The 22,410-nt window shown below is 33.2% G+C and carries 20 protein-coding genes and 2 pseudogenes; 15 read left to right on the forward strand and 7 right to left on the reverse strand.

From position 1 onward, the window contains the following. On the forward strand, positions 1-1,563 hold the full coding sequence (gene lepB / locus P5P89_RS05090) for a signal peptidase I (RefSeq protein WP_278011015.1): 1,563 nt from the start codon (positions 1-3) through the stop codon (positions 1,561-1,563). Positions 1,564-1,657: 94 nt separating this feature from the next. Then, the gene (locus P5P89_RS05095; protein WP_278011016.1) at positions 1,658-2,272 is read left to right on the forward strand and encodes a WbqC family protein; all 615 of its coding nucleotides are present in this window, start codon (positions 1,658-1,660) and stop codon (positions 2,270-2,272) included. 82 nt (positions 2,273-2,354) lie between these two features. Here P5P89_RS05095 and P5P89_RS05100 read toward each other — a convergent pair whose 3' ends face one another. The 6 genes and pseudogenes from P5P89_RS05100 to P5P89_RS05125 form a co-directional block, all read right to left on the reverse strand. Next, positions 2,355-3,401, reverse strand: a complete 1,047-nt coding sequence (locus tag P5P89_RS05100; RefSeq protein ID WP_278011017.1) for an endonuclease/exonuclease/phosphatase family protein — start codon at positions 3,399-3,401, stop codon at positions 2,355-2,357. Between the two features lie 16 nt (positions 3,402-3,417). Next, complete coding sequence (locus tag P5P89_RS05105) at positions 3,418-4,281, reverse strand: rhomboid family intramembrane serine protease (RefSeq protein WP_278011018.1); 864 nt, start codon at positions 4,279-4,281, stop codon at positions 3,418-3,420. A gap of 41 nt (positions 4,282-4,322) precedes the next feature. Then, positions 4,323-5,071, reverse strand: a pseudogene (locus P5P89_RS05110) (rhomboid family intramembrane serine protease). Beyond that, positions 5,068-6,996, reverse strand: a complete 1,929-nt coding sequence (mutL, locus tag P5P89_RS05115; protein WP_278011019.1) for a DNA mismatch repair endonuclease MutL — start codon at positions 6,994-6,996, stop codon at positions 5,068-5,070. Before mutL ends, P5P89_RS05110 begins: the two are co-directional and overlap by 4 nt. Before the next feature lie 174 nt (positions 6,997-7,170). Continuing rightward, the gene (gene ribH / locus P5P89_RS05120; protein ID WP_278011020.1) at positions 7,171-7,743 is read right to left on the reverse strand and encodes a 6,7-dimethyl-8-ribityllumazine synthase; all 573 of its coding nucleotides are present in this window, start codon (positions 7,741-7,743) and stop codon (positions 7,171-7,173) included. A 77-nt stretch (positions 7,744-7,820) separates the two neighbouring features. Beyond that, positions 7,821-8,600: a tetratricopeptide repeat protein gene (locus P5P89_RS05125; RefSeq protein WP_269237396.1), complete on the reverse strand. Its 780-nt coding sequence runs from the start codon at positions 8,598-8,600 to the stop codon at positions 7,821-7,823. Positions 8,601-8,843: 243 nt separating this feature from the next. On the opposite strand from P5P89_RS05125, the gene recF reads away from it, so the two are divergent. The 10 genes and pseudogenes from recF (at position 8,844) to P5P89_RS05175 (ending at position 17,395) form a co-directional block, all read left to right on the forward strand. Then, the gene (gene recF, locus P5P89_RS05130) at positions 8,844-9,923 is read left to right on the forward strand and encodes a DNA replication/repair protein RecF (protein ID WP_278011021.1); all 1,080 of its coding nucleotides are present in this window, start codon (positions 8,844-8,846) and stop codon (positions 9,921-9,923) included. A gap of 53 nt (positions 9,924-9,976) precedes the next feature. Further along, positions 9,977-10,651 (forward strand): DUF2461 domain-containing protein, encoded by a 675-nt coding sequence (locus P5P89_RS05135; RefSeq protein ID WP_278011022.1) that lies wholly within the window; start codon positions 9,977-9,979, stop codon positions 10,649-10,651. 102 nt (positions 10,652-10,753) lie between these two features. Beyond that, positions 10,754-11,803: a glycosyltransferase gene (locus P5P89_RS05140; RefSeq protein WP_278011023.1), complete on the forward strand. Its 1,050-nt coding sequence runs from the start codon at positions 10,754-10,756 to the stop codon at positions 11,801-11,803. 130 nt (positions 11,804-11,933) lie between these two features. After that, positions 11,934-12,946, forward strand: a pseudogene (gene murB, locus P5P89_RS05145) (UDP-N-acetylmuramate dehydrogenase). A gap of 32 nt (positions 12,947-12,978) precedes the next feature. Next, on the forward strand, positions 12,979-13,488 hold the full coding sequence (locus P5P89_RS05150; RefSeq protein WP_278011024.1) for a hypothetical protein: 510 nt from the start codon (positions 12,979-12,981) through the stop codon (positions 13,486-13,488). Positions 13,489-13,495: 7 nt separating this feature from the next. After that, positions 13,496-14,110 carry an FMN-binding negative transcriptional regulator gene (locus P5P89_RS05155; RefSeq protein WP_278011025.1) on the forward strand — a complete coding sequence of 205 codons (615 nt, stop codon included), beginning with the start codon at positions 13,496-13,498 and terminating at the stop codon, positions 14,108-14,110. 82 nt (positions 14,111-14,192) lie between these two features. After that, entirely contained in the window at positions 14,193-15,299 is a 1,107-nt protein-coding gene (locus P5P89_RS05160) for a glycosyltransferase (protein ID WP_278011026.1), read from the forward strand. Next, on the forward strand, positions 15,290-15,841 hold the full coding sequence (locus tag P5P89_RS05165; RefSeq protein ID WP_278011027.1) for an RNA polymerase sigma factor: 552 nt from the start codon (positions 15,290-15,292) through the stop codon (positions 15,839-15,841). Before P5P89_RS05160 ends, P5P89_RS05165 begins: the two co-directional genes overlap by 10 nt. Positions 15,842-15,998: 157 nt before the next feature. Beyond that, a complete protein-coding gene (locus tag P5P89_RS05170) occupies positions 15,999-16,844 on the forward strand; it encodes an energy transducer TonB (RefSeq protein WP_278011028.1) in 846 nt (281 codons plus the stop codon). A gap of 170 nt (positions 16,845-17,014) precedes the next feature. Continuing rightward, the gene (locus P5P89_RS05175) at positions 17,015-17,395 is read left to right on the forward strand and encodes a PH domain-containing protein (RefSeq protein WP_278011029.1); all 381 of its coding nucleotides are present in this window, start codon (positions 17,015-17,017) and stop codon (positions 17,393-17,395) included. A gap of 64 nt (positions 17,396-17,459) precedes the next feature. On the opposite strand, the gene P5P89_RS05180 is transcribed toward P5P89_RS05175, so the two are convergent. After that, positions 17,460-18,335, reverse strand: coding sequence for a M48 family metalloprotease (locus P5P89_RS05180; protein ID WP_278011030.1), 876 nt, complete (start codon positions 18,333-18,335; stop codon positions 17,460-17,462). A gap of 239 nt (positions 18,336-18,574) precedes the next feature. Here P5P89_RS05180 and lipA point away from each other — a divergent pair, with 239 nt between their 5' ends. From lipA to P5P89_RS05195, 3 genes are all read left to right on the forward strand, one after another. Then, positions 18,575-19,441, forward strand: a complete 867-nt coding sequence (gene lipA, locus P5P89_RS05185; RefSeq protein ID WP_278011031.1) for a lipoyl synthase — start codon at positions 18,575-18,577, stop codon at positions 19,439-19,441. Between the two features lie 61 nt (positions 19,442-19,502). After that, positions 19,503-20,501, forward strand: a complete 999-nt coding sequence (gene gap, locus P5P89_RS05190) for a type I glyceraldehyde-3-phosphate dehydrogenase (protein WP_278011032.1) — start codon at positions 19,503-19,505, stop codon at positions 20,499-20,501. A gap of 103 nt (positions 20,502-20,604) precedes the next feature. Continuing rightward, a complete protein-coding gene (locus P5P89_RS05195) occupies positions 20,605-22,404 on the forward strand; it encodes an ATP-binding protein (protein ID WP_278011033.1) in 1,800 nt (599 codons plus the stop codon). Positions 22,405-22,410 lie beyond the last annotated feature (6 nt).

The raw sequence follows: 22,410 nt of genomic DNA on the forward strand, positions 1-22,410 counted from the left end.
ATGACACTTTATCTTTGGTTTGTTTTTTTCTTAGCAGTACAAATAATCCATTTTCTGGGTACCTGGAAGTTATATCAGGCTGCGGGTCGTAAGTCTTGGGAAGCAGCAATTCCCGTTTATAATTCAATTGTTTTAATGAAAATTATCGGACGCCCAACCTGGTGGACAATCCTGCTTTTCATACCCATAATCAATCTGATTATGTTCCCTGTAGTTTGGGTAGAAACTTTGAGAACATTTGGAAAAAAATCAACATTAGATACCTTTTTAGGCATTTTTACTCTAGGGTTTTATATTTATTATGTCAATTATACCCAAAAATTAGAGTACAATTCAGATAGGAAATTAACCCCTGAGAACAGAGCTGCCGACACCGTTAGCTCTCTGCTTTTCGCTATAATTGTAGCAACTTTGGTACATACTTATGTTGTACAGCCGTTTACAATCCCAACATCCTCATTAGAGAAATCATTATTAATTGGTGATTTCCTATTTGTGAGCAAGGTAAACTACGGCCCTCGTGTTCCAATGACCACTGTAGCGTTACCAATGGTTCACGACTCTATTCCTTTAACAAAAAAGAAATCTTACTTAAGCTGGCCACAATTACCTTATTTTAGGCTTCCGGCTTTAGAAAAAATAAAGCGAAATGACATTGTCGTTTTTAACTGGCCGGTCGATACAGTACATTACTTCTTTGAGCCAAAAGGAAAACCGGGTGTTATAAAACCAATTGACAAAAAATCAAATTATGTAAAACGCTGTGTAGGAATTCCGGGCGACAGCTTATCAATAAAGGATGGATTCGTTTATATTAATAATAAAAAACTAATCCTTCCTGAAAGGGCAAAACCACAATATTCGTATGCTGTAGCGTTAGACGGAAAGACACCTATTGATTTTGAATCTCTTTTAAAAGAACTTAAGGTCAATCTTGTTGACGTTATGGGATTTAAGGATGAAGCAAAAAGAGATACTTTATATTTTGCAGCTTTAACAGAAGAAAGTGTTCAACGTTTAAAAAACACTCCCGGAATTACGAATGTAAAAAGGCAAATTTCTAAAGGAAATGATAATTCTATATTCCCTCATATCAACAAATGGAATCAGGATAATTTTGGTCCGATATATATTCCCGAAGCAGGAAAAACAGTTGCTTTAACAAATGAATCATTGCCATTTTACAAAGACATCATCACTACTTACGAAGGCAATACTTTAGAGTTGCAGGGTTCAAAATTTTTAATAAACGGCAAACAGGCAAACACATATACTTTCAAACAAAACTATTATTGGATGATGGGTGACAACCGTCATAACTCTGAAGACAGCCGCTACTGGGGATATGTTCCTGAAAACCACATTGTAGGAAAACCGGTTTTCATCTGGATGAGCTGGGATACCAACGGAAAAGGCATTAATAAAGTACGTTGGGACAGGGTTTTTACAACAGTTGATGGCGAAGGTCAGCCGCAATCCTATTTTAAATATTTCCTTATAGCATTAGCAGTATTTTTTATTGGAGAATATTTTTGGAAAAAAAGAAAAGAAAATAAAGCATAAATAAAAATAGTTATTTTAGTTTCAGGTTTCAAGTTTCAGGTTCGTATAAAACTTGAAACCTGAAACCTGAAACTTTTAAACAAAAAACAAAAACATGAATTCCTTATTACTTCCCACCTATTTTCCGTCAATTAGCCATTTCGCAGTTATGGTTCAATCTGAAAATATCATTTTTGAAATGGAAGATAATTTTCAGAAACAGACTAACAGAAACCGTACCTATATCTATAGTCCAAATGGAATTCAGTTATTAAACATCCCTATTAAACACTCTAAATCAGCACATCAAAAAACAAAAGATGTTTTGATTGAAAATGAATTCGACTGGCAAAAACAGCATTTTAAATCTTTGGAAGCAGCTTACAGAAGCTCTCCTTTTTTTGAATTTTTCGAAGACGACATTCTTCATGTATTCGAAAAAAAACATACTTTTTTAATGGATTTAAACATGGAAGTCCTGGAAACAGTTACCAAATGTTTACGAATGAAATTAGAATTTGGAAAAACGACTGAATATTTTCATGACGCAGAAAATGTTGCTGATTTCAGATATCTGGCTAATGGAAAAAAAGATCAGAATTCATTTGAAAAATATCCTCAGGTTTTCGATGACAAACATGGTTTTATAAACAATTTAAGCGTTTTGGACTTACTTTTCAATGAAGGAAAATTCGCAATGGATTATTTAAAAACACAGAAAATTATATAAAATTAACTATGGTTGTAAGTTGTGAATTATTAGTTTTCTTTTCATATCACTATTAACTTTCACTTTCGCCTTTGGTTAAAAATCATTCTATTGAAAGCCTTGCCATGATGGGATAATGATCTGAATTTTCAAAATCAGAAAAACTTTCAAACTGTTTTACCTTCATTTTAGGATCAGTAAAAATATAGTCGATTCTGGCAGGATAATATTTAAATTTATAAGTAGCGCCAAAACCTTCGCCTGCTTCTTCAAAAGTGTCTTTTAGTTTTCCTTTTATATTTCGATAGACATAAGAAAAAGGGCTGTTATTCATGTCCCCACAAATAATAATCGGGTATTTACATTGTTTGATATTTTCTTTAAAAATCTCCGCCTGCTCTTGCTGCTGTCTAAATCCTTTACTTATTCTGGCCAGTATTCGCTGTGATTTTTTTTGATTAACATTATCAATATCATCCGAAATTTCATTTACATCAGGCGAAATTTTAATAGACTGTAAGTGCATATTGTAAATCCTGATTATGTCCTTACCTCGTTTTATATCAGCATAAACTACATTATTATCCGAATTCGGAAAAATAATATTGCCTTCATTTATAATAGGAAACTTCGAAAAAATAGCCTGTCCTGTTTTGATTTTCTTCCCATCAATAAAAATATAACGGTGCGGATATACTTTTAGATCCAGATGCGCAGAATTGGAATACTCCTGAATACACAAAATATCAGGATCTTTCTCATCTATAAATACTTTTATATTATCAGGAATATCATCACGTTCGAGCCATTTAAAAACATTAAAGAGACGAACATTATAACTCATTACAGAGAAGTCCTTTTCGTCATTCACATATTCTTTACCTGATATTTTATAAAATTTACTAATAAATGTAATACCTGTCAACAATACCAATCCGGACAAAATAAGACGTTTTTTAAACTGAATTCCCCAATAAATAAAGAATAACCCGTTTGCAACAAAAAAGGCCGGCATAAACAATGTGAGCACCGATAAAAGCGGAAAACTTTTAGGTGCTAAAAAAGGCAAAATATAGATGCTAAATGTAAGAACAGTCAGTACTATATTTAAAAAAAACATTATTTTATTAAACCAGGAAAGGTTTTTCATATTATTTTGCTAAAGATTATTTTCCAGCTTTAAATAGAAACTCTTTTTCTTCTTTAGTAAGACAATCATAACCGGACTGACTGATTTTGTCTAAAATTTCATCAATTTGCTGTTGCGTTTTGTCTTTTGTAACAATCCTTGATGTCGCTTTTTCTATAGGTTTTTGATAATTTTTATGCACTTTTTTAAATGGGGTTGAAGGGGATTTTCTAAAAAGATTAGCAAAAAAATCTAATATTTTAGAAATGATGATACTTAAATCTGTACCATTCTGGAGTAATTTAATATAAGCAAATCCGAAGAAGGCACCAGCCAAATGTGAGATATGTCCTCCTGTATTATCCAACCTTAATTGCATCAAATCTAAAATCAGGATTACGCCTGTGATATGCCATAATTTTACATTTCCAATCAACAATAAACGAACATCCATCAATGGCTGATATGTTGTTGCCGCAACCAAAATTGCCATAATTGCAGCAGAAGCTCCGACTATTGGTGCCGAAATATTTAAAAAATAATAACTTAATGCGAAGGTAATTCCTGCAAACACAGCACCTAAAATATACAATCCCAGATATTGTTTTTGAGTAAAAAAGGTCAAAAATAACTGGCTTGCAAAATTCAAAACCATCATATTAAACAATAAATGCAAAAATGAAGAATGGAAAAATGCATACGTTAAAAATGTCCAGGGCTTAAATAGAAAAACATTTGGATCTGAAGAAAGTGCCAACCAGTCTGGATATGCAAATCCGCCACCTGAATATTGATAAAAAAACACTAATGAAATCAGAAAACAAGCAATATTCCAATAGATCAAACGTAGTGAAACTCCTCCTATCTTATATTGTAATTTTAAATCATCCAGAATATTCATAAAAGCTTCTTTTTCGTTTTATTAATTATTAAAGTTAAAAATTAATTCCAACGATTGTTATTAAACTGATTTTTTTCCAGTATAACATCATTAAAAAACCAGTTATTGCGCCTCCTATATGAGCAAAATGGGCTATACCTGTGCCTCCGCTTCCAAACAATGACCCTCCTTTAAAACCTAAGAATAAATCGACAGCTAAAATTCCCGGAACAAAATATTTTGCCTTGATTGGTATTGGTACAAACATTAAAGCAAGCTCTGCATTAGGAAACATAAAAGCAAAAGCAGTCAACAAACCATAAATAGCACCTGAGGCCCCAACAATTGTCCCGATGTAAGCATTTGTAAAGCCATCAAATTGTGTTACCGAAACCAAATCCTGCCATCTTGTATCTATTTTTCCTTCTCCTAAAAGTTTTAAAATATCTTCCTTTTGAAAACCATGACTGGTCAATACATTAATAGTATCCTGAAAAAAATAATAGTTTACAGCTGTATGCAACAAAGCCGATCCTAATCCACATGAAATATAAAAAAACAAAAATTTCTTGCCTCCCCAAAAATGCTCCAAAGCTGAACCAAAGGAAACCATTGCAAACATATTGAAAGCAATATGCATGATTCCACCATGCATAAACATATGTGTAATAGGCTGCCAAACCTGAAAACCTGGATTTTCAGGAAAAAACATAGCCAGGTACTCATAGGAAATGGGTACAAGTTGTGAACCAATAAAAAAAATAATATTAATAATAAGCAATTGTTTTACAACTGGAGTCATATTCATCATAAGGCAAACTTTTTATCTATATCTTCCACACGCATGGTAATGAAAGTAGGTTTTTGAAAAGGTGAAATATTAGGATCTTTACAGGCAAATAATCCATTTACTAAATTATCCTGCTCTTTTTCGGTTAAATAAGACCCGGTTTTAACCGCTAAACTTTTGGCCATTGATTTGGCTATTGTATCATTTTGACTGTAACTGCTGGCTGGAATTCCGTCTTGTAAATCACTTAATAATTCTTCGATTACAAGAGAAACTTCGCTTTCGGTAATATTAACAGGAATTCCTGAAATCACAACATGATCAGATTGTGTTTCTTCGAAAACAAAGCCTGTTGTTTCTAATGAAGGTTTAAGCTCTTCTATCAATGCCATTTCATCTGATGAATAAAACAAATTCAATGGAAACAACAATTGCTGACTTGAAGCCTGATTTACCGTCATGTTCAGCAAAAATTGTTCATATAAAATACGCTGATGAGCCCGCTGCTGATCCACAATTACCATTCCTGATTTTATCGGCGAAACGATATATTTTTTATGTATCTGATATGTTTTTTGGCTTGCCTGCTCTACTTCATCATCATTAAAGAGTGAAGAAGTAACTTCCTCATTTTCGAATGTAAATGGTGAACTTTCAATGCTTTCTGCATTATCTAAATCCAGCCCAACATACAAACTTTCCCAGCTTGCTGTTGGTTCAACTCTTTTAGAATAACCTGAATAAGATGAACCTGAATGCAAGGTCCCTGAAGATGATGATCCGGAACTATAACCCGACCCCAAACCGGCTTTTGAATAATGCTGATTTGTTTTGTCATCCGTAAAAGGATTAAAATTTCCATCAACCTGAATCGTGGGTGTTTCGGCTTCTAAATCTTTATAGTGATAAGGTGTATCCAAATTCGAATCCCGATCAAAATCAAGAACCGGCGCTACATTAAACTGACCTAAACTATGTTTAATCGAAGCCCTTAGAATAGCATACAAAGCCTGTTCATCATCAAACTTTATCTCTGTCTTTGTTGGATGAATATTAATATCGATTGTATTCGGCGGAACTTGCAGGTATAAGAAATAACTTGGCTGTGAGCCATCTTTTAAAAGCCCTTCGTAAGCAGCCATAACTGCATGATGCAAATAACCACTCTTTATAAAACGATCGTTTACAAAAAAGAACTGCTCGCCCCTGCTTTTCTTGGCAAATTCCGGTTTACATACAAACCCCTGAATGTTTATAATTTCAGTATCTTCATTAACAGGAACCAATTTTTCATTCGTTTTTCCTGACATTATACCCACTATACGCTGGCGATAACCTGAAGCCGGCAAATTATACATCTCGCTTCCGTTGTGATAAAAAGTAAAATGAATATTTGGATGCGCCAAAGCAACACGTTGAAATTCATCCATAACATGACGAAATTCAACCGTATCCGATTTGAGAAAATTACGTCTGGCAGGAATATTAAAAAATAAATTTTTAACCGCAAAAGAAGTTCCTTTTGGTAAAACTGCTACTTCCTGCGAAATAAATTTACTTCCTTCAATAACAATATGCGTTCCTAATTCCTCCTGATCCTGTCTGGTTTTCATTTCCATATGAGCAATCGCCGCAATCGAAGCTAAAGCTTCTCCACGGAAACCTTTAGTACACAACGAAAACAAATCTTCGGCCTGACGAATTTTTGAGGTCGCATGACGTTCAAAACACAAACGCGCGTCAGTAACACTCATTCCTTTGCCATTATCAATCACCTGAACTAGTGATTTTCCAGCATCTTTTATAATCAATTTAATATCAGTCGCATTAGCATCAACTGCATTTTCTAAAAGCTCTTTTACAACCGAAGCAGGTCTTTGTACTACCTCTCCGGCAGCAATTTGATTGGCAACATGATCAGGAAGTAATTGAATAATACTCGACATTGAAAATTTTAGATTGTAGATTAACGATTTAAGATTTTTGATATAAAATCTAAACCAAGGTGTACAAATTTAATGAATTTCTATTGGCTTTTAGAATTTCATAAGTCATAAAAAAAACAAAAAACCTATACTATTTTACACAGTATAGGTTTATAATAGTAAAAAAATGTGTTTTTATTCGTTCTCAATTTTTCTGGGAGTCTCTTCAATCTGAATCGCCCCTGAAGAGAGCAATGGCTGACTAAAAGGATGCGAAATAGAAGCCTGCTGACGAATGTAAGCCATTTTTATGGCAGCAATAGCGGCTTCTGTCCCCTTGTTCCCGTGAATCCCTCCGCTTCTGTCAATTGACTGTTGCATTGTATTATCTGTCAGGACGCAAAATATTACAGGGATATCCGTCTGAACATTCAGATCTTTAATTCCTTGTGTTACACCTTCACAAACAAAATCAAAATGTTTTGTCTGTCCCTGAATCACACAACCAATTACAATAACTGCATCTACATTTTGTGTCTGCAACATTTTTTTTGCACCATAAATCAATTCAAAACTTCCCGGAACATTCCAGCGGATAATTTGCTGTGCAGGAACATCGCAGTCAATTAGTGCTTCAAAAGCACCATTATAAAGTCCTTCGGTTATAGTGTCATTCCACTCAGAAACAACAATCCCAAATCGAAAATCTTTCGCATTTGGGATTGTGTTTTTATCGTATTCTGATAAATTTTTATTTTCGGTAGCCATTTGTAGTATATTAGAATTTAAATTTACGATTGCTAAAATACGAATCTAAAATATAAAATCTGAACTCAAAAGTATAATTATTGCGCTAATCCAATCAAGGCATCAACTGAAGCTGCTTCCGGAGTTCCGTCAAAGTTCTCTTTAATATCTGTAAGGTATTTCAGAGCATCTTCTTTTTGTCCTAAAGCTATAGCGGTTTTACCTGCTTTTAATAAAAAACGAGGTGTTGTGAAATCATTTTTATTAGACTCAGCAGCTTTTACATAATAATCAAGAGCTTCTTTTTGATTGTTTTTTTGAGAATAAGCATCTCCAATTGCACCTTTAGCCAAAGCGCTTAAAATCATGTCATCTGATTTAAACTCTCCTAAATATTTGATCGCCTCGTCAAATTTACCAGTGTTCAAATAAGCCATACCAGCATAATAATTAGCTAAGTTCCCTGCATCAGTTCCTGAATATTCATCAGCAATTTTGACAAATCCGAATTTACCTTCAGAACCATTCAAAGCCAATTTGTATAATGAATCGCTTGCTACACCATCAGTAGCTTTTTGGAAATTTTGCTGTGCAACAAACATTTCGTTAGCAGCTTCATCCTGTTTAGGAGCTTCAATAAATTTTTGGTAAGCCAAATAGCCAATAGTTAATACAGCAATACCAGCAACTAAACCAATAATGATTTTTTGATTTTTAGCAACCCAATCCTCAGTTCTTGAAGCAGTTTCATCTAATTTTGAAAAAACACCAGCAGTTGTACTGTCTTTTTCATCAATTACTACCTGTGTTTCTTCAGTTACTTCTTTAACTTCCTTTTCCTTTGGTGCTTTATATCCTCTTTTATTGTAAGTAGCCATTTAAAATTAATTTAGTGAACGGCAAAAATAAAATTTTTATTGAAACTGAAGTAAAAAAAAACAATTTTATCACTATTTTAAAAAAAATATTTTCGATAATGATAATTACTTTCATATTGACACTAAAATAATTCATTCCAAAACACACTAAAAGCCTAATATATCGATAATTTTCGATAATTTGCACCCTTAAATATTTGCTATTTCTAAACATCATATTTTACCTATTAAGGTGCCTAAAAAATGCATTTAAACAAGATTTCCTTATTCAATTACAAAAATTTCTCCGAAATCAGTTTCGATTTTGACCGTAAAATCAATTGTTTTGTCGGCAAAAACGGAATTGGCAAGACCAATGTGCTTGATGCCATTTACCATCTGGCTTACGGAAAAAGCTATTTCAATCCCCTTGCCGTTCAAAACATAAAACACGGAGAAGAGTTTTTTGTAATTGACGCCGAATTAGAAAAGAATGACAGAAAGGAGCAAATTGTCTGCAGTTTAAAAAAAGGACAAAAAAAGGTTTTAAAAAGAAATGGAAAAGCTTATGATAAATTTTCAGATCATATCGGATTTATTCCGTTAGTCATTATTTCGCCAGCAGACCGTGATTTAATTGTGGAAGGAAGCGAAACGCGCCGTAAATTTATGGATAGCGTGATTTCACAATTAGACTCCACGTATCTGCATCAGCTTATTCAGTATCAGAAAGTAATTGTACAGCGAAATGCTCTTTTAAAATATTTTGCGCTGAACCATACTTTTGACAATGATACCTTATCTATATATAATGAGCAATTAAATGAATACGGAAAATCGATTTTTGAAAAACGAAAAGATTTTCTGGAACAATTTGTACCTATATTTAATGTACACCATCAAGTCATTACAGGTTCTGAAGAATCAGTACAATTAGTTTACGAAAGTCATTTATCCGAAAAAAACTTATTGACACTTTTACAAGAAAACATCAATAAAGATCGTGCCTTACATTATACAACTGTCGGAATTCATAAAGATGATTTGTCTTTTGAAATTGATTCGCATCCCATAAAAAAATTCGGTTCACAAGGTCAGCAGAAATCATTTTTGATTGCCTTAAAACTGGCTCAATTTGAATTTTTGAAGAAACAAAGCGGTGTAAAACCTATTTTACTTTTTGACGATATTTTTGACAAACTTGATGAAACCCGTGTTTCTAAAATTATCGAAATGGTAAACAGCGAAACTTTTGGGCAGCTTTTTATTTCGGATACACATCCGGAAAGAACCGAAACAATTGTAAAATCTACACATCAGAGTTATAAGATATTTAATTTGTAATTTTATAAAGAATTCAGAAGTTAAAAAACAACTGCAATAAAAAAAATTAGATTATGCTCACAAAAGAATCATTGCAATTTTTAGACGATTTAAAAAAGAACAATAACAGAGACTGGTTTCAGGATAACAAAAAGCGTTATGAAATATTCAAAAAAGACTATCATCAACTGGTAAGTGATTTTCTGGATGCAATGAAACCTCTTGATCCTTCATTAGAATTATTAGAAGTTAAAAACTGTACTTTCAGAATCAATCGCGATATTCGATTTTCTAAAGACAAATCGCCTTATAAAGCCCATTTAGGCGTTTGGATGTCAGCTGGCGCAAAAGGCGCCAATCGTTCCGGATATTATGTCCATATCGAAAAAGGAGCGAGTTTTATCGCTGGCGGATTTTATTCACCTGAAGCAGAAGATTTGAAAAAAGTCCGCAAAGAAATTGCCTTTTTCTATGATGATTTACAGGAAATCCTAAATGATAAAAACTTCAAAAAAGAGTTCGGGAGTTTAGACATAAATGAAAACAACTCTCTGAAAAGCATGCCTCGAGGTTATGAAAAAGATCATCCGGCAATTGAATTTCTAAAACTGAAAAGTTTTACGGCAACTCAAAAATACGATATCTCTGAAGTAACCCAGAAAGATTTCGTTTCAAAAATGAGTAAAAAACTAATCGCTTTGAAGCCTCTAAACGAATTTATCAATCGTGCATTAGAAACTGAGGAATAAAAAGATAAATCGCCACAAATACACGAATCAATATAAATAATATTACTCAATATAAATTCGTGATCCCGATAGCTATCGGGAGTGGCGGAAAAACTTTTATAAATGAAAAGAAAAATACTTTTTCTTGGTGAATCATATCGCGCTGATGCCATCACATGGATGAAAGGCCTGAAAGAATTTGGTGATTTTGAAATCATTACCTGGGAACTTCAGACACCAAACAGTTCCAGATTCAAACGTATTCTAGAATATTTCTTATCTCCTGTTTCAATTCGAAAAATAATCAGGAAAGAAAAACCGGACATGGTTATTGCAGAAAGAACAACCAGTTATGGTTTTCTTGCTGCATTATCAGGCTCTAAAACCATTGCAATTGCACAACAAGGACGAACCGATTTATGGCCTGAAGAATCTAAATTGTATCCTTATAAAAAATTCATTCAGAAATATGCTTTCAAAAAAGCGAATTTAATTCACGCCTGGGGTCCAGTGATGGCAGTTCACATGAAAACAACCGGCGTTGACATGAACAAAGTTTTAATTCTTCCTAAAGGAATTGATTTATCACTTTTTACTCCTTTAACCAATAATTCGAACAAAATTGAAGCGATTGTAACGCGTTCGCTTCAACCGGAATATCGACATGATTCGATTTTAAAAGCTTTTGGAATTTTGAACCAGAAAGGAATTGATTTTTCTTTGACTATTGTGGGCGACGGAACAAGACTGCAATTTTTAAAAGATTTAGCGAAAGATTTAAAAATCGAAAACAAAGTGATTTTTACAGGAAGAATCCCAAACACAGAACTTCCAAAACTGTTGCAGCAATCTAATATTTACATCAGCATGCCTATTACCGAAGGTGTCTCGGCATCTTTATTTGAAGCAATGGCTTGTAATTGTTATCCCATAGTTTCAGATATTCCCGGAAATCAAAGCTGGATCACACATCGTGAAAATGGACAGCTCATTGAAATTGATAATATTGAAATGCTGACTGAAGAATTAATTTGGTCTTTTGAAAATGCTGAATCGAGAAATCAGGCGACTATTCGAAATAGAAAGTTTGTGGAAGAGAATGCGAGTTATGATATTAATATGAAGGTTATTGCGGAGAAATATCATGACATACTAAACCTGCAAAATAGTTAACCACAAAGTTCGCAAGGGTTTACGCTATGAATACAAGGCTTTGTGAACTTTGCACAAACTTTGTGTCGTTGCAGTTAAATCAAAACTTATAATTCATACTTTTGAATTCAGATTAAAAAGCCTTTTACATATGGAAATCCAATCCAATTTTTCTTTAAAAAACTACAATACTTTTGGCATTGAAGCCAAAGCCAGACAATTTGTTGCCGTTCATTCTGTTGAGGAATTGAAAAGGGTTTTATCAGCAAACAAAAACGAAAAAAAATCATTTTAGGAGGCGGAAGCAATATGCTTTTAACCAAAGATATTGATGCTCTGGTTATCCATATCGATTTAAAAGGTAAAAAAGTAATTAAAGAAGATGATGATTTTGTCTGGGTTGAAAGTCAGGCCGGCGAAGTTTGGCATGATTTCGTACTTTATACAATTGACAATAATTTTGGAGGATTAGAAAACATGTCACTGATTCCCGGAAATGTAGGCACCACTCCTGTTCAGAATATTGGTGCGTACGGAGCCGAAATCAAAAATACTTTTGTTTCCTGCGAAGCCATGAATATCACTACTCAGGAAATAAAAACTTTCAATAATGCCGAATGTAATTTTGGCTACCGCGAAAGCATCTTCAAAAATGAAGTAAAAGACCAATATATTATTACTTCAGTTATTTTTAAATTAACGAAGCGTAATCATAAAATCAATACTTCATATGGGGATATTTTAACTGAATTGTCAAAAAATAACATTACAGAACCTACATTAAAAGACGTTAGTAATGCTGTAATTGCCATCAGAAAAAGTAAATTACCAGATCCGAAAGAGCTTGGAAACAGTGGCAGCTTCTTTAAAAATCCGATTTTACTGAAGTCCGATTTTGAAAAAATTCAACAGAAATTTCCGGAAATGAAATATTATGAAGTTTCAGAAACTGAAGTAAAAGTTCCTGCTGGATGGCTAATTGAACAAGCTGGTTTAAAAGGAAAACGTTTTGGAGAAGCCGGAGTGCACAAAAATCAGGCTTTGGTTTTAGTAAATTACGGCAATGCAACAGGGCAGGAAATTCTGTCCGTCTCAAAAGAAGTTCAAAAAACGGTTTTTGAAACTTTCGGCATTCATATTGAGGCAGAAGTAAATATTATCTAATACGGCTATCTCAATTATTTTCAGTCTTATAAATGAAAAAACTAAATTTCAAAATTATTCTTATCCAATTCATAGGAATAATATTTTTAATCAACGGTCTTCTGCAGCTTAGATTTTATACCGCAGCAGAAAAAATCATTTATATCAGAAAACACTTTAAAAGCTCACAAACACGAGGTCATGACCCTTTATTTCCTGCTGAAACAGATATTTTTGATTTTTGGTCAAGCATTTATGTGTGGATATTTCTAGGCATGTTACTAGGAATCTGTCTGATTTCTTATATAAATTGGAAAAACAAACTTTCGGCACTGAATAATATTATAATCGCATTGTGTCTATATATCGTTCTAAGACTTAAATTTTTCAGAAGAGGAATTCTATCCGATGTGTTCCATCCTTTCACAGTAACTTTATCTGATGATCTTGCAATACAATTTTTTATTGAAGCAATTATATTCACTTTTATTGGTTCCGTCATTTTATATGTAAGTGCTTATCAAAATTTATTTAATTTTAGAAAAAATAGTAGTAAAAGCTAGTTATAAAATGTACACACCACAGATCTACAAAAATGAAAATCAGGAAGAAATCAGGGCTTTTTTAAAAGAAAACAGTTTTGGAATCCTGATCAATCAGACTAAAGGAAAGTTATGTGCAACTCATATTCCGATAGAATTGGAATTGAATTCTGAAGGGAAAGAAATCTTGCAGGGGCACATTTCAAAACTGAATCCGCAGGCAGAAGGCTTTGCAGAAAATGATCAGGTTTTGGCGGTATTTACCGGTCCACATTCTTACATTTCTTCCTCTTGGTACGATCATGAAAATGTACCAACATGGAATTATATAGCCGTTCATGTTTATGGAAAAATTAAGATTGTAGATTATGAAACTGCTGTAGAACAATTGAAAAAGCTGGTTGATAAATACGAAGTGAATTCGGAAAATCCGGTTCGGGTTGAAGATTTATCTGCCAAAACAATGCGTGAAGCCAAAGGAATCTTTGGATTTGAAATAGAAATTGAAGAAATTCAGGCTGCCAAAAAACTTTCTCAGAACCGCGATGATCTTAATTATAAAAACATCATTTCAGAATTAGAGAAAACTAAAAACGCTCAGTCTATTGCAGTTGCAAAAGAAATGTCAAAATGCCGAAAGTAAATCGGTTTTACCATTGAAAATTAGGAATTCATAAGTACATTTGCACTCGCAAGATTCAGAAATTAAAAGACCATAAAATCATATGCTTATATTTTTACTTTACTTCTTTATTGCTGTTGTATTCATACAAATTTTTTACTACTTAGGGATCTTTGGAAAGTTCGCTTTCGGTAAACCTCAAACCATTACGCCCAAAAAACTTCCGGTTTCTGTAATTGTCTGTGCAAAAAACGAAGAAGAAAATGTAAAAAAATACATTCCGCTTTTAGCAGAACAGAATTATCCTGATTTTGAAATTGTTTTAATTGATGATGCTTCAAGTGACGAGACGCTAGAAGTTTTTGAAGAATTTGAAGAAAAATATTCAAACATCCGATTAGTAAAAGTAAAAAATAACGAAGCATTTTGGGGAAATAAAAAATATGCTTTAACATTAGGTATCAAAGCCTCAACAAAAGACTACTTATTGTTTACAGACGCTGATTGCTATCCAAATTCAAAAGATTGGATTACTGCTATGAGTTCGCAATTTACAATGAACAAAACAATCGTTTTAGGATATGGAGGTTATGAAAAAAAAGAACGCTCTTTATTGAATAAAATTATTCGTTTTGAAACAGTTCTTACGGCAATGCAATATTTTTCATGGGCGAAAGCAGGACTTCCATACATGGGCGTAGGAAGAAATTTAGCTTATAAAAAAGAAGAGTTTTTTAATGTAAATGGATTTATAGATCACATCCAGATTCGTTCCGGTGATGATGATTTATTTGTAAACCAGGCAGCAAACAAAGCAAACACTACCATTGCATATAGTCCTGAAAGTTTCACTTATTCTAAAGCAAAAGAAACCTATAAAGAATGGTTTACCCAAAAAAGAAGACATGTCGCTACAGCAAATTATTATAAGTTTTTTGACAAAATGCAATTAGGTCTTTTTTACAGTTCACAATTATTGTTCTTTTTATTAGTTATTATTTTATTGGCTTTCCAATTCCAATGGATTGCTGTATTGGCATTATTGGCAACCCGATACACGATCGCCTGGATTGTAATTGGGTTTTCAGCCGGAAAATTAAAAGAAAATGACTTAAAAGTTTGGTTTCCTATTGTTGAAATTGTGCTTATATTCACGCAAATCAATATCTTTATAACTAATCTTTTTTCAAAACCAGTAAATTGGAAATAAATTCTAAAATAGAAAAAGCAAAAGAAGGCGATCAGATCGCCTTTACTTTTTTATTAGATTTTTATTGGAATGAAGTGTACGGTTTTATGCTCAAACGTACAGAAAATGAAACTGTTGCCGAAGATATTACTATTGAAACTTTTTCAAAAGCTTTCGACAAAATCGCAAGTTATAATCCCGAATTTCAATTCAACACCTGGTTAATCAGTATTGCAAAAAATGTTTACATTGATTTACTTCGCAAAAAGAAATCCAGTCTTTTTATAGAAATCACTGACAACGAAGATCAGCAGGCATACAACATTGCCGACCCTACCCCATCTGCCGAGGATGCATTAATTAAGGAGCAAAATTTATCCCGTCTGCTTTTATGCATCAAAGAATTAAAACCCCATTATCAGGAAGTCATTCAGTTACGATATTTTCAGGAAATGACATATCAGGAGATTGCACTCAAAATAAATGAGCCTTTAAGCAATGTAAAAGTAAAATTACTTCGGGCTAAAAAATTATTGGCAGAAATTATCGAACGTAACAGATAATTCATTATCTTTAATAAAAGAATAAGATATCAACAGTTTTATTCTTAAAAAAACTCACATTCCACATACCAAACGTTCTTTGTTTTCGTTATTAGTCAAACTAAAAACCTGTCATGCTTATGATTTAATGTTACTTAACCTTTTAAATCTAATTACTATGTCTAAATTAAGCCTTTACGAAACCAAATGGACTGATCTTGTTTTCGAGAACAAAAACAAAGAGTACGGCGCGTACCAATTACGTCAGGAGAATACCAAAACAACTGTTACTGCACTTTTTACGGCGTTATTATTGATCGCTACATTAGGAAGTTTGTCTATGTTGGCTGGTAAATTCACAACATCATCTACTGTAATTGAAAATCTTCCTCCCATAGATGAAGTAATTAGGACAGTAGATCTAGATCAGATAATACAACCTAAAACAGAAGAAGCAGTTGCTCCGCCAGCACAGCAACAGCAAGCTGTCACACAAGTAACACAAGCTAGTCAGTTAGTAAATCCTGTTGTCACTGCTACTAAGGATGCCGTACAAGACATTGCGCCAAACAAAGACAATGCTACAGTAGTAGATAATACTTCTATCGGAACAGGGACAGCCGTTAATGCGATGCCAGGCTCCGGAGGCGGAAATGGAGCAGGAACAGGAACTCAACCAGCAACAGGAGACACAGGAAATTCAGTTGTAAGTACAGCCATTTTAGACAAAATGCCGGAATTCCCGGGCGGAATGGCTAAGTTCTACACTTACGTTGGAAACAACTTCAACAAACCTGAACTGGACGCTGAAAGAACATTGAGAGTATATGTTTCTTTTGTTATCGAAAAAGACGGTTCAATGACTGATATCACAGTTAAAAACGATCCAGGCTACGGTTTAGGAAAAGAAGCTATACGTGTTCTAAAATCATTAAAAACAAAATGGACTCCGGGAATATTGGAAGGAAAACCGGTGCGAACAGCATATAATCTTCCGATCACGATAAAAACAGAAATGGAATAACAACCAATAAAAAGCAGAATTTAGATTCTGCTTTTTTTGTGCAAATTTTTATCATAACAAATGGAATACAATTAAACTTAATTTCTTAATTGTAAAAAACATTTTTATATTTAATTACTTTTACAACTGTTAAAAAAACATATTAGTTGTATAACATTAAAAACTAAAAAATGGGAATATTTTCAGCTATCCTTGGTAACGCAAGTTCTGTAAGCCAGGAAGATTTAATTAAAAAATACGGACAGCTTTTGACTGATAATGAGCAATTTGAAATAGGATTCAAATTAATCCGTGACACTTTTATCTTTACAAACAAAAGATTAATTTTAGTTGACGTACAGGGAATCACAGGCAGCAAAACAGAATATAAATCAATTGCATATAAAAGCATTACACGATTTAGTGTAGAAACTGCCGGAACTTTTGACCTTGACGCCGAATTAAAAATCTGGGTTTCAAGTGAACAACAGCCGAGTATTGTGAAGCAATTCAATAAATCGGTAAATGTATATGATGTTCAAAAAGTATTGGCACATCATGTTTTAGGCTAATCTCCAAATAAAAAAACCCGACAAATTTTAAACTGTCGGGTTTTTATTTTTAATCAAAAAACAATTATTTCTTTTTAGTAGTTGTCTTCTTTGTGGTTGTCTTTTTTGTAGTAGTTGTTTTTTTAACTGGTGCAGTATTGTCTATTTTTTGCTGTACATAGGCTTTATATACTCCATCTTTTTCAGCTCTTTTTTTAGCATCTTCTGCTCTCTGTTTTGAGTCCGGATGCGAGCTCATCATTTTTTCTAAAAATGACGCTTCATTGCCTTCACTCATTTTTGCCAAAATCCTGAATGCAGACTCTTCAGCATTAACATTATAACCATTTTTTTTCATAAAATCATAAGCAAACAAATCCGCTTCAGCTTCTTGTTTACGACTATGTTTGCTATCAATCATCGCACTTCCAATTTTCCCCAGCTGACTATCCGTAATACTTGAAATTGTTGCAGACTGCGAAGAAACTCCATCAATTAAAGCTTCTTTCTGATAAGCTGCACGCATAGCGTCTCTTGAATCATTATTAGCAACGTGACCAATTTCATGACCAATTACAGCCAGCAGTTCATTATCATCCATAATATCCATTAGTCCGGAATATACACGTACACTGCCGTCTGCTGTTGCAAATGCATTTACTTCTTTCAGTTTATATACCTTATAGTTTAAAGTATAACCTTCACCAGAAGTATGTTTTCCAAAAAGTCTGTTCAATCTTAGCGTGTACGGATCATTTGGTCCCGCAACTTCATTTTCAGCATCTAATTTATCTACGGCCTCTTTAGATAATTTAGCCGCATCTGCATTTGTCAGACTAAAACTAGCCACTCCTTTTTGAACTGCCCCTATTGCTTTTTCACCAAAATTAATCTGCGCCTGTACTTTTGTAAAGCTCAAAGAAGCGAATAGAATTCCTAAAATTATAAATTTATTTTTCATCTTTTTTAATTTAATTACAGAGCAAATATACTTAGAACTAAAAATATAAAATGGTTTATATTTATTTCTTTTAACCGTTAAACAATCACAAATACATTACTTTATTAAAATTAAACTTTAATATATCCCATAAAATTAACAAATTACCGGTAATTAACCAATAAAATCGATGACATAACAATTAGTCACATCACTTACTTATACAACTTTGCGTATATTTGTACTTTCAATTTTAATGTATGGAAACTGTTGCCGAAAATATACCTGCCGGAAAACCTAAATGGTTAAAAGTAAAACTTCCGATTGGTCAAAAATACACTGAACTTCGTGGTTTGGTAGATAAATATAGCTTAAATACGATCTGTACTTCAGGAAGCTGTCCTAACATGGGAGAATGCTGGGGCGAAGGAACAGCAACTTTTATGATTTTAGGAAATGTTTGTACACGTTCTTGCGGTTTTTGTGGTGTAAAAACAGGAAGACCTGAAACAGTAGACTGGGATGAACCGGAAAAAGTGGCACGCTCTATCAAAATAATGAACATTAAACATGCTGTAATCACAAGTGTGGACAGGGATGATTTAAAAGATGGCGGTTCTATTATCTGGATTGAAACCGTAAAAGCAATTCGCCGTATGAACCCAAACACAACCCTTGAAACTTTAATTCCGGATTTTCAGGGAATTGAAAGAAATCTGGACCGAATTGTAGAAGCAAATCCTGAGGTGGTTTCTCACAACATGGAAACTGTTAGGCGTTTAACCCGCGAAGTACGTATTCAGGCCAAATATGACCGTAGTTTAGAAGTATTACGCTACTTAAAAGAAAAGGGAATCAACAGAACAAAATCAGGAATTATGTTAGGGCTTGGTGAAACTGAAGAAGAAGTTTTTCAAACCATGACTGATTTACGCAATGCAAATGTTGATGTCGTAACTATTGGCCAATATTTACAGCCAAGCAAAAAACATTTACCGGTAAAAGAGTTTATTACTCCCGAGCAATTTGCCCGATATGAAAAATTTGGACTTGAACTAGGGTTCCGCCATGTAGAGAGCGGTCCTCTTGTTCGATCCTCTTATAAAGCACAAAAACATATATTGTAAAAAGTTTATCGGGTTAATACCTAATTTGTTTTGACCGATTAAACAAATCACAGAATAAAATTTGAAAACTAGAATTGCTATAAATGGTTTTGGAAGAATCGGCAGAAATTTATTTCGATTACTTATAAACCATCCTGAAATTGAAGTTGTTGCAATCAATGATATTGCAGATAATAAAACGATGTCGCATTTGGTAAAATATGACAGTATTCATGGTGTTTTGCCTTTTGCAGTATCTCACGATGAAAAAAGCATAATCGTGGATCAAAAACATTATTTATTCTTTCATGAAAATAAGATTTCAAATTTAGACTGGAAAAGTCATACTATTGATTTTGTAATTGAATCAACGGGAAAATACAAAACCTACGAAGAATTAAATACACATATTGAAGCAGGGGCCAAAAGAGTAATTCTTTCTGCTCCATCTGAAGTAGATACCATAAAAACTGTTGTTTTAGGAGTAAATGAAGGGATTTTAGACGGAAGTGAAAAAATTGTTTCGAATGCAAGCTGTACGACAAACAATGCAGCTCCAATGATTAAAATAATTGATGAATTGTGTGGTATTGAACAAGCTTACATTACAACAATTCACTCTTACACGACTGACCAGAGTTTACACGATCAGCCGCATAAAGATTTAAGAAGAGCAAGAGGTGCCAGCCAGTCAATTGTTCCTACTACAACAGGAGCAGCTAAGGCGCTTACAAAAATCTTCCCTGATCTGCATCAAAAAATTGGGGGTTGTGGCATCCGTGTTCCGGTACCGGACGGCTCTTTAACAGACATTACGTTCAACGTAAAACGCGCTGTAACTATCGAAGAAATTAATGATGCTTTTCAAAATGCATCAAAAACATATTTAAAAAATATATTAGATTACACAGAAGATCCAATCGTATCTGTAGATGTAATAGGTAATACAAATTCATGCTTATTTGACTCTCAACTAACTTCTGTCATTGATAAAATGGTAAAAGTGGTTGGCTGGTATGATAATGAGATAGGTTATTCATCAAGGCTTATCGATTTAATTTTGCTGATGAAAAAAACATAAGATTCCTTTATAAAAAGTATTGCATTATGAAATACCTTTTTATTTTTATCAGTTTTTTTCCTCCCTTTTGTATTCGCAAATTAAACCGAATACAGATACCATTTTGCATGATGATATAGTGTCCAGCTCATATAAAAAAGCTGCTGACAAATCGGATTACAGGAATTCTTATGAATATTTGAATTTCCAGAAAGCGATGTCTTTTAAATCGTTAAAAAAATACGATTTAGCTTCCAAAACACTAAAAGAAATAATCCGGCGTCCGGAAAACACCAAAACTTTAGCAATCAAATCAGAATCCTATTATCAACTTGGATTAATAGAAACCCAATTAAAGAAAAGTGATTCGGCCATTTTCCACTTTAATAAAGCTCTGGATTTAAATGCAAAAACTCAAAACTTAAAACAAAAAGCCAGTATTATATTAGCAATAAGCCAATATTATAAAAACAAAAAGGAATTCGAACGTGCTTATAGCTATCTAAACGAACATTATCAGATTGAACAGAATATTCTAAAATTGAAGAATAGTAAATCCAATTTTGATAAATATAAAAAAATAAATGAAGTTCATCTTTTAAACGAAGAAAGAAGAATAAATGAAGAAAAAGCACAGATTAAAACATACAGATACTCCAAATTAATCAGTATTCTGGCTATTGCGCTGATATCTATCTTATCCTTACTGAGTCTTGCTCTCTACAAAAACAATGTTATCAGAAACCAGAATAATTTACTTTTAAGAGAAAAAAACAAAGAGCTTATTCTGGCAAAAAACAAAGCTGAAGAGGCTTCAAAAGCCAGATCTGAGTTTTTATCTACAGTAAGCCATGAACTTAGAACCCCATTAAATGCAATTAATGGTATTGCACATTTATTACTTGAAGAAAATCCCAAAGAATCCCAATTAAAATATTTAGATTCGTTAAAATTCTCCGGAAATTACCTTACTACATTTATCAATGAGATACTTGAAATAAACAAAATTGATTCAAGTAAAATTGAAATAGAAAAAATTAGTTTCGATTTAAAAGCTTTAATTAACAATATTCAGAATTCGCTAAAAGAGTTAGCAGCTGCAAATAACAATGATTTCTTACTGGAAATAGACGATGCTATTCCGGACAATTTGATTGGAGATACAACAAAGCTTTCACAAATAATCCTGAACTTAATCAACAATGCATTAAAGTTTACTCAAAACGGAAAAGTCACAGTTATTGCCAAACTGCATGCCCTGGAAAATGAAAAAGCGACTGTTTATTTTGAAATAACTGATACCGGAATCGGGATTCCAAAAGACAAGCATAAAAAAGTTTTTGAAAGTTTTTCGCAAGGTTCTGTCGAAGTAAATCGTAAATATGGAGGAACAGGTCTGGGACTCACTATCGTAAAAAAACTGATTCACCTCTTAGGAGGCAAAATTCATTTAGAAAGTGAAGTTGGCAAAGGTTCTACATTTAATTTTAAATTAAACTTTGATATCAGCAAAAGCCCATCAAAAAGAGATCCGGAGATAAAACATTACAATGATGACCATCTAAAAAACAAACTCATTTTATTGATTGAAGACAATAAAATCAATCAGATGATCACCCGGAAAATGCTCGAAAACAAATCTATATGCTGTGAGATACTTGACAATGGCGAAGAAGCAATCGAATTGTTGAAAACAAAAAGTTTTGATTTAATTTTAATGGATGTCCACTTACCAGGCATAAATGGCACAACAGCCACTCAGCTAATCCGGGAATTTGACAAAACAACACCAATCATTGCTCTTACCGCCATTTCACTGGACGAAAACAGAGAACAGCTTTTATCTTTTGGAATGAATGATGTGATTACAAAACCTTTTGTGCCTGATATATTCTACAATACTATTGCTCAATTCTTTGATTAAACTCAA

Source organism: Flavobacterium gyeonganense (assembly GCF_029625295.1).
Classification (GTDB): Bacteria; Bacteroidota; Bacteroidia; order Flavobacteriales; family Flavobacteriaceae; genus Flavobacterium; species Flavobacterium gyeonganense.

Bases quoted from the DNA above. Each gene is read 5' to 3' on its own strand.
- lipA (WP_278011031.1), top strand. From the start codon at position 18,575: ATGGAAACTGTTGCCGAAAATATACCTGCCGGAAAACCTAAATGGTTA.
- mutL (WP_278011019.1), bottom strand. From the start codon at position 6,996: ATGTCGAGTATTATTCAATTACTTCCTGATCATGTTGCCAATCAAATT.
- P5P89_RS05175 (WP_278011029.1), top strand. From the start codon at position 17,015: ATGGGAATATTTTCAGCTATCCTTGGTAACGCAAGTTCTGTAAGCCAG.
- P5P89_RS05105 (WP_278011018.1), bottom strand. From the start codon at position 4,281: ATGAATATTCTGGATGATTTAAAATTACAATATAAGATAGGAGGAGTT.
- P5P89_RS05140 (WP_278011023.1), top strand. From the start codon at position 10,754: ATGAAAAGAAAAATACTTTTTCTTGGTGAATCATATCGCGCTGATGCC.
- P5P89_RS05180 (WP_278011030.1), bottom strand. From the start codon at position 18,335: ATGAAAAATAAATTTATAATTTTAGGAATTCTATTCGCTTCTTTGAGC.
- P5P89_RS05095 (WP_278011016.1), top strand. From the start codon at position 1,658: ATGAATTCCTTATTACTTCCCACCTATTTTCCGTCAATTAGCCATTTC.
- P5P89_RS05125 (WP_269237396.1), bottom strand. From the start codon at position 8,600: ATGGCTACTTACAATAAAAGAGGATATAAAGCACCAAAGGAAAAGGAA.
- P5P89_RS05170 (WP_278011028.1), top strand. From the start codon at position 15,999: ATGTCTAAATTAAGCCTTTACGAAACCAAATGGACTGATCTTGTTTTC.
- P5P89_RS05135 (WP_278011022.1), top strand. From the start codon at position 9,977: ATGCTCACAAAAGAATCATTGCAATTTTTAGACGATTTAAAAAAGAAC.
- P5P89_RS05160 (WP_278011026.1), top strand. From the start codon at position 14,193: ATGCTTATATTTTTACTTTACTTCTTTATTGCTGTTGTATTCATACAA.
- lepB (WP_278011015.1), top strand. From the start codon at position 1: ATGACACTTTATCTTTGGTTTGTTTTTTTCTTAGCAGTACAAATAATC.
- ribH (WP_278011020.1), bottom strand. From the start codon at position 7,743: ATGGCTACCGAAAATAAAAATTTATCAGAATACGATAAAAACACAATC.
- P5P89_RS05100 (WP_278011017.1), bottom strand. From the start codon at position 3,401: ATGAAAAACCTTTCCTGGTTTAATAAAATAATGTTTTTTTTAAATATA.
- recF (WP_278011021.1), top strand. From the start codon at position 8,844: ATGCATTTAAACAAGATTTCCTTATTCAATTACAAAAATTTCTCCGAA.
- P5P89_RS05155 (WP_278011025.1), top strand. From the start codon at position 13,496: ATGTACACACCACAGATCTACAAAAATGAAAATCAGGAAGAAATCAGG.
- P5P89_RS05150 (WP_278011024.1), top strand. From the start codon at position 12,979: ATGAAAAAACTAAATTTCAAAATTATTCTTATCCAATTCATAGGAATA.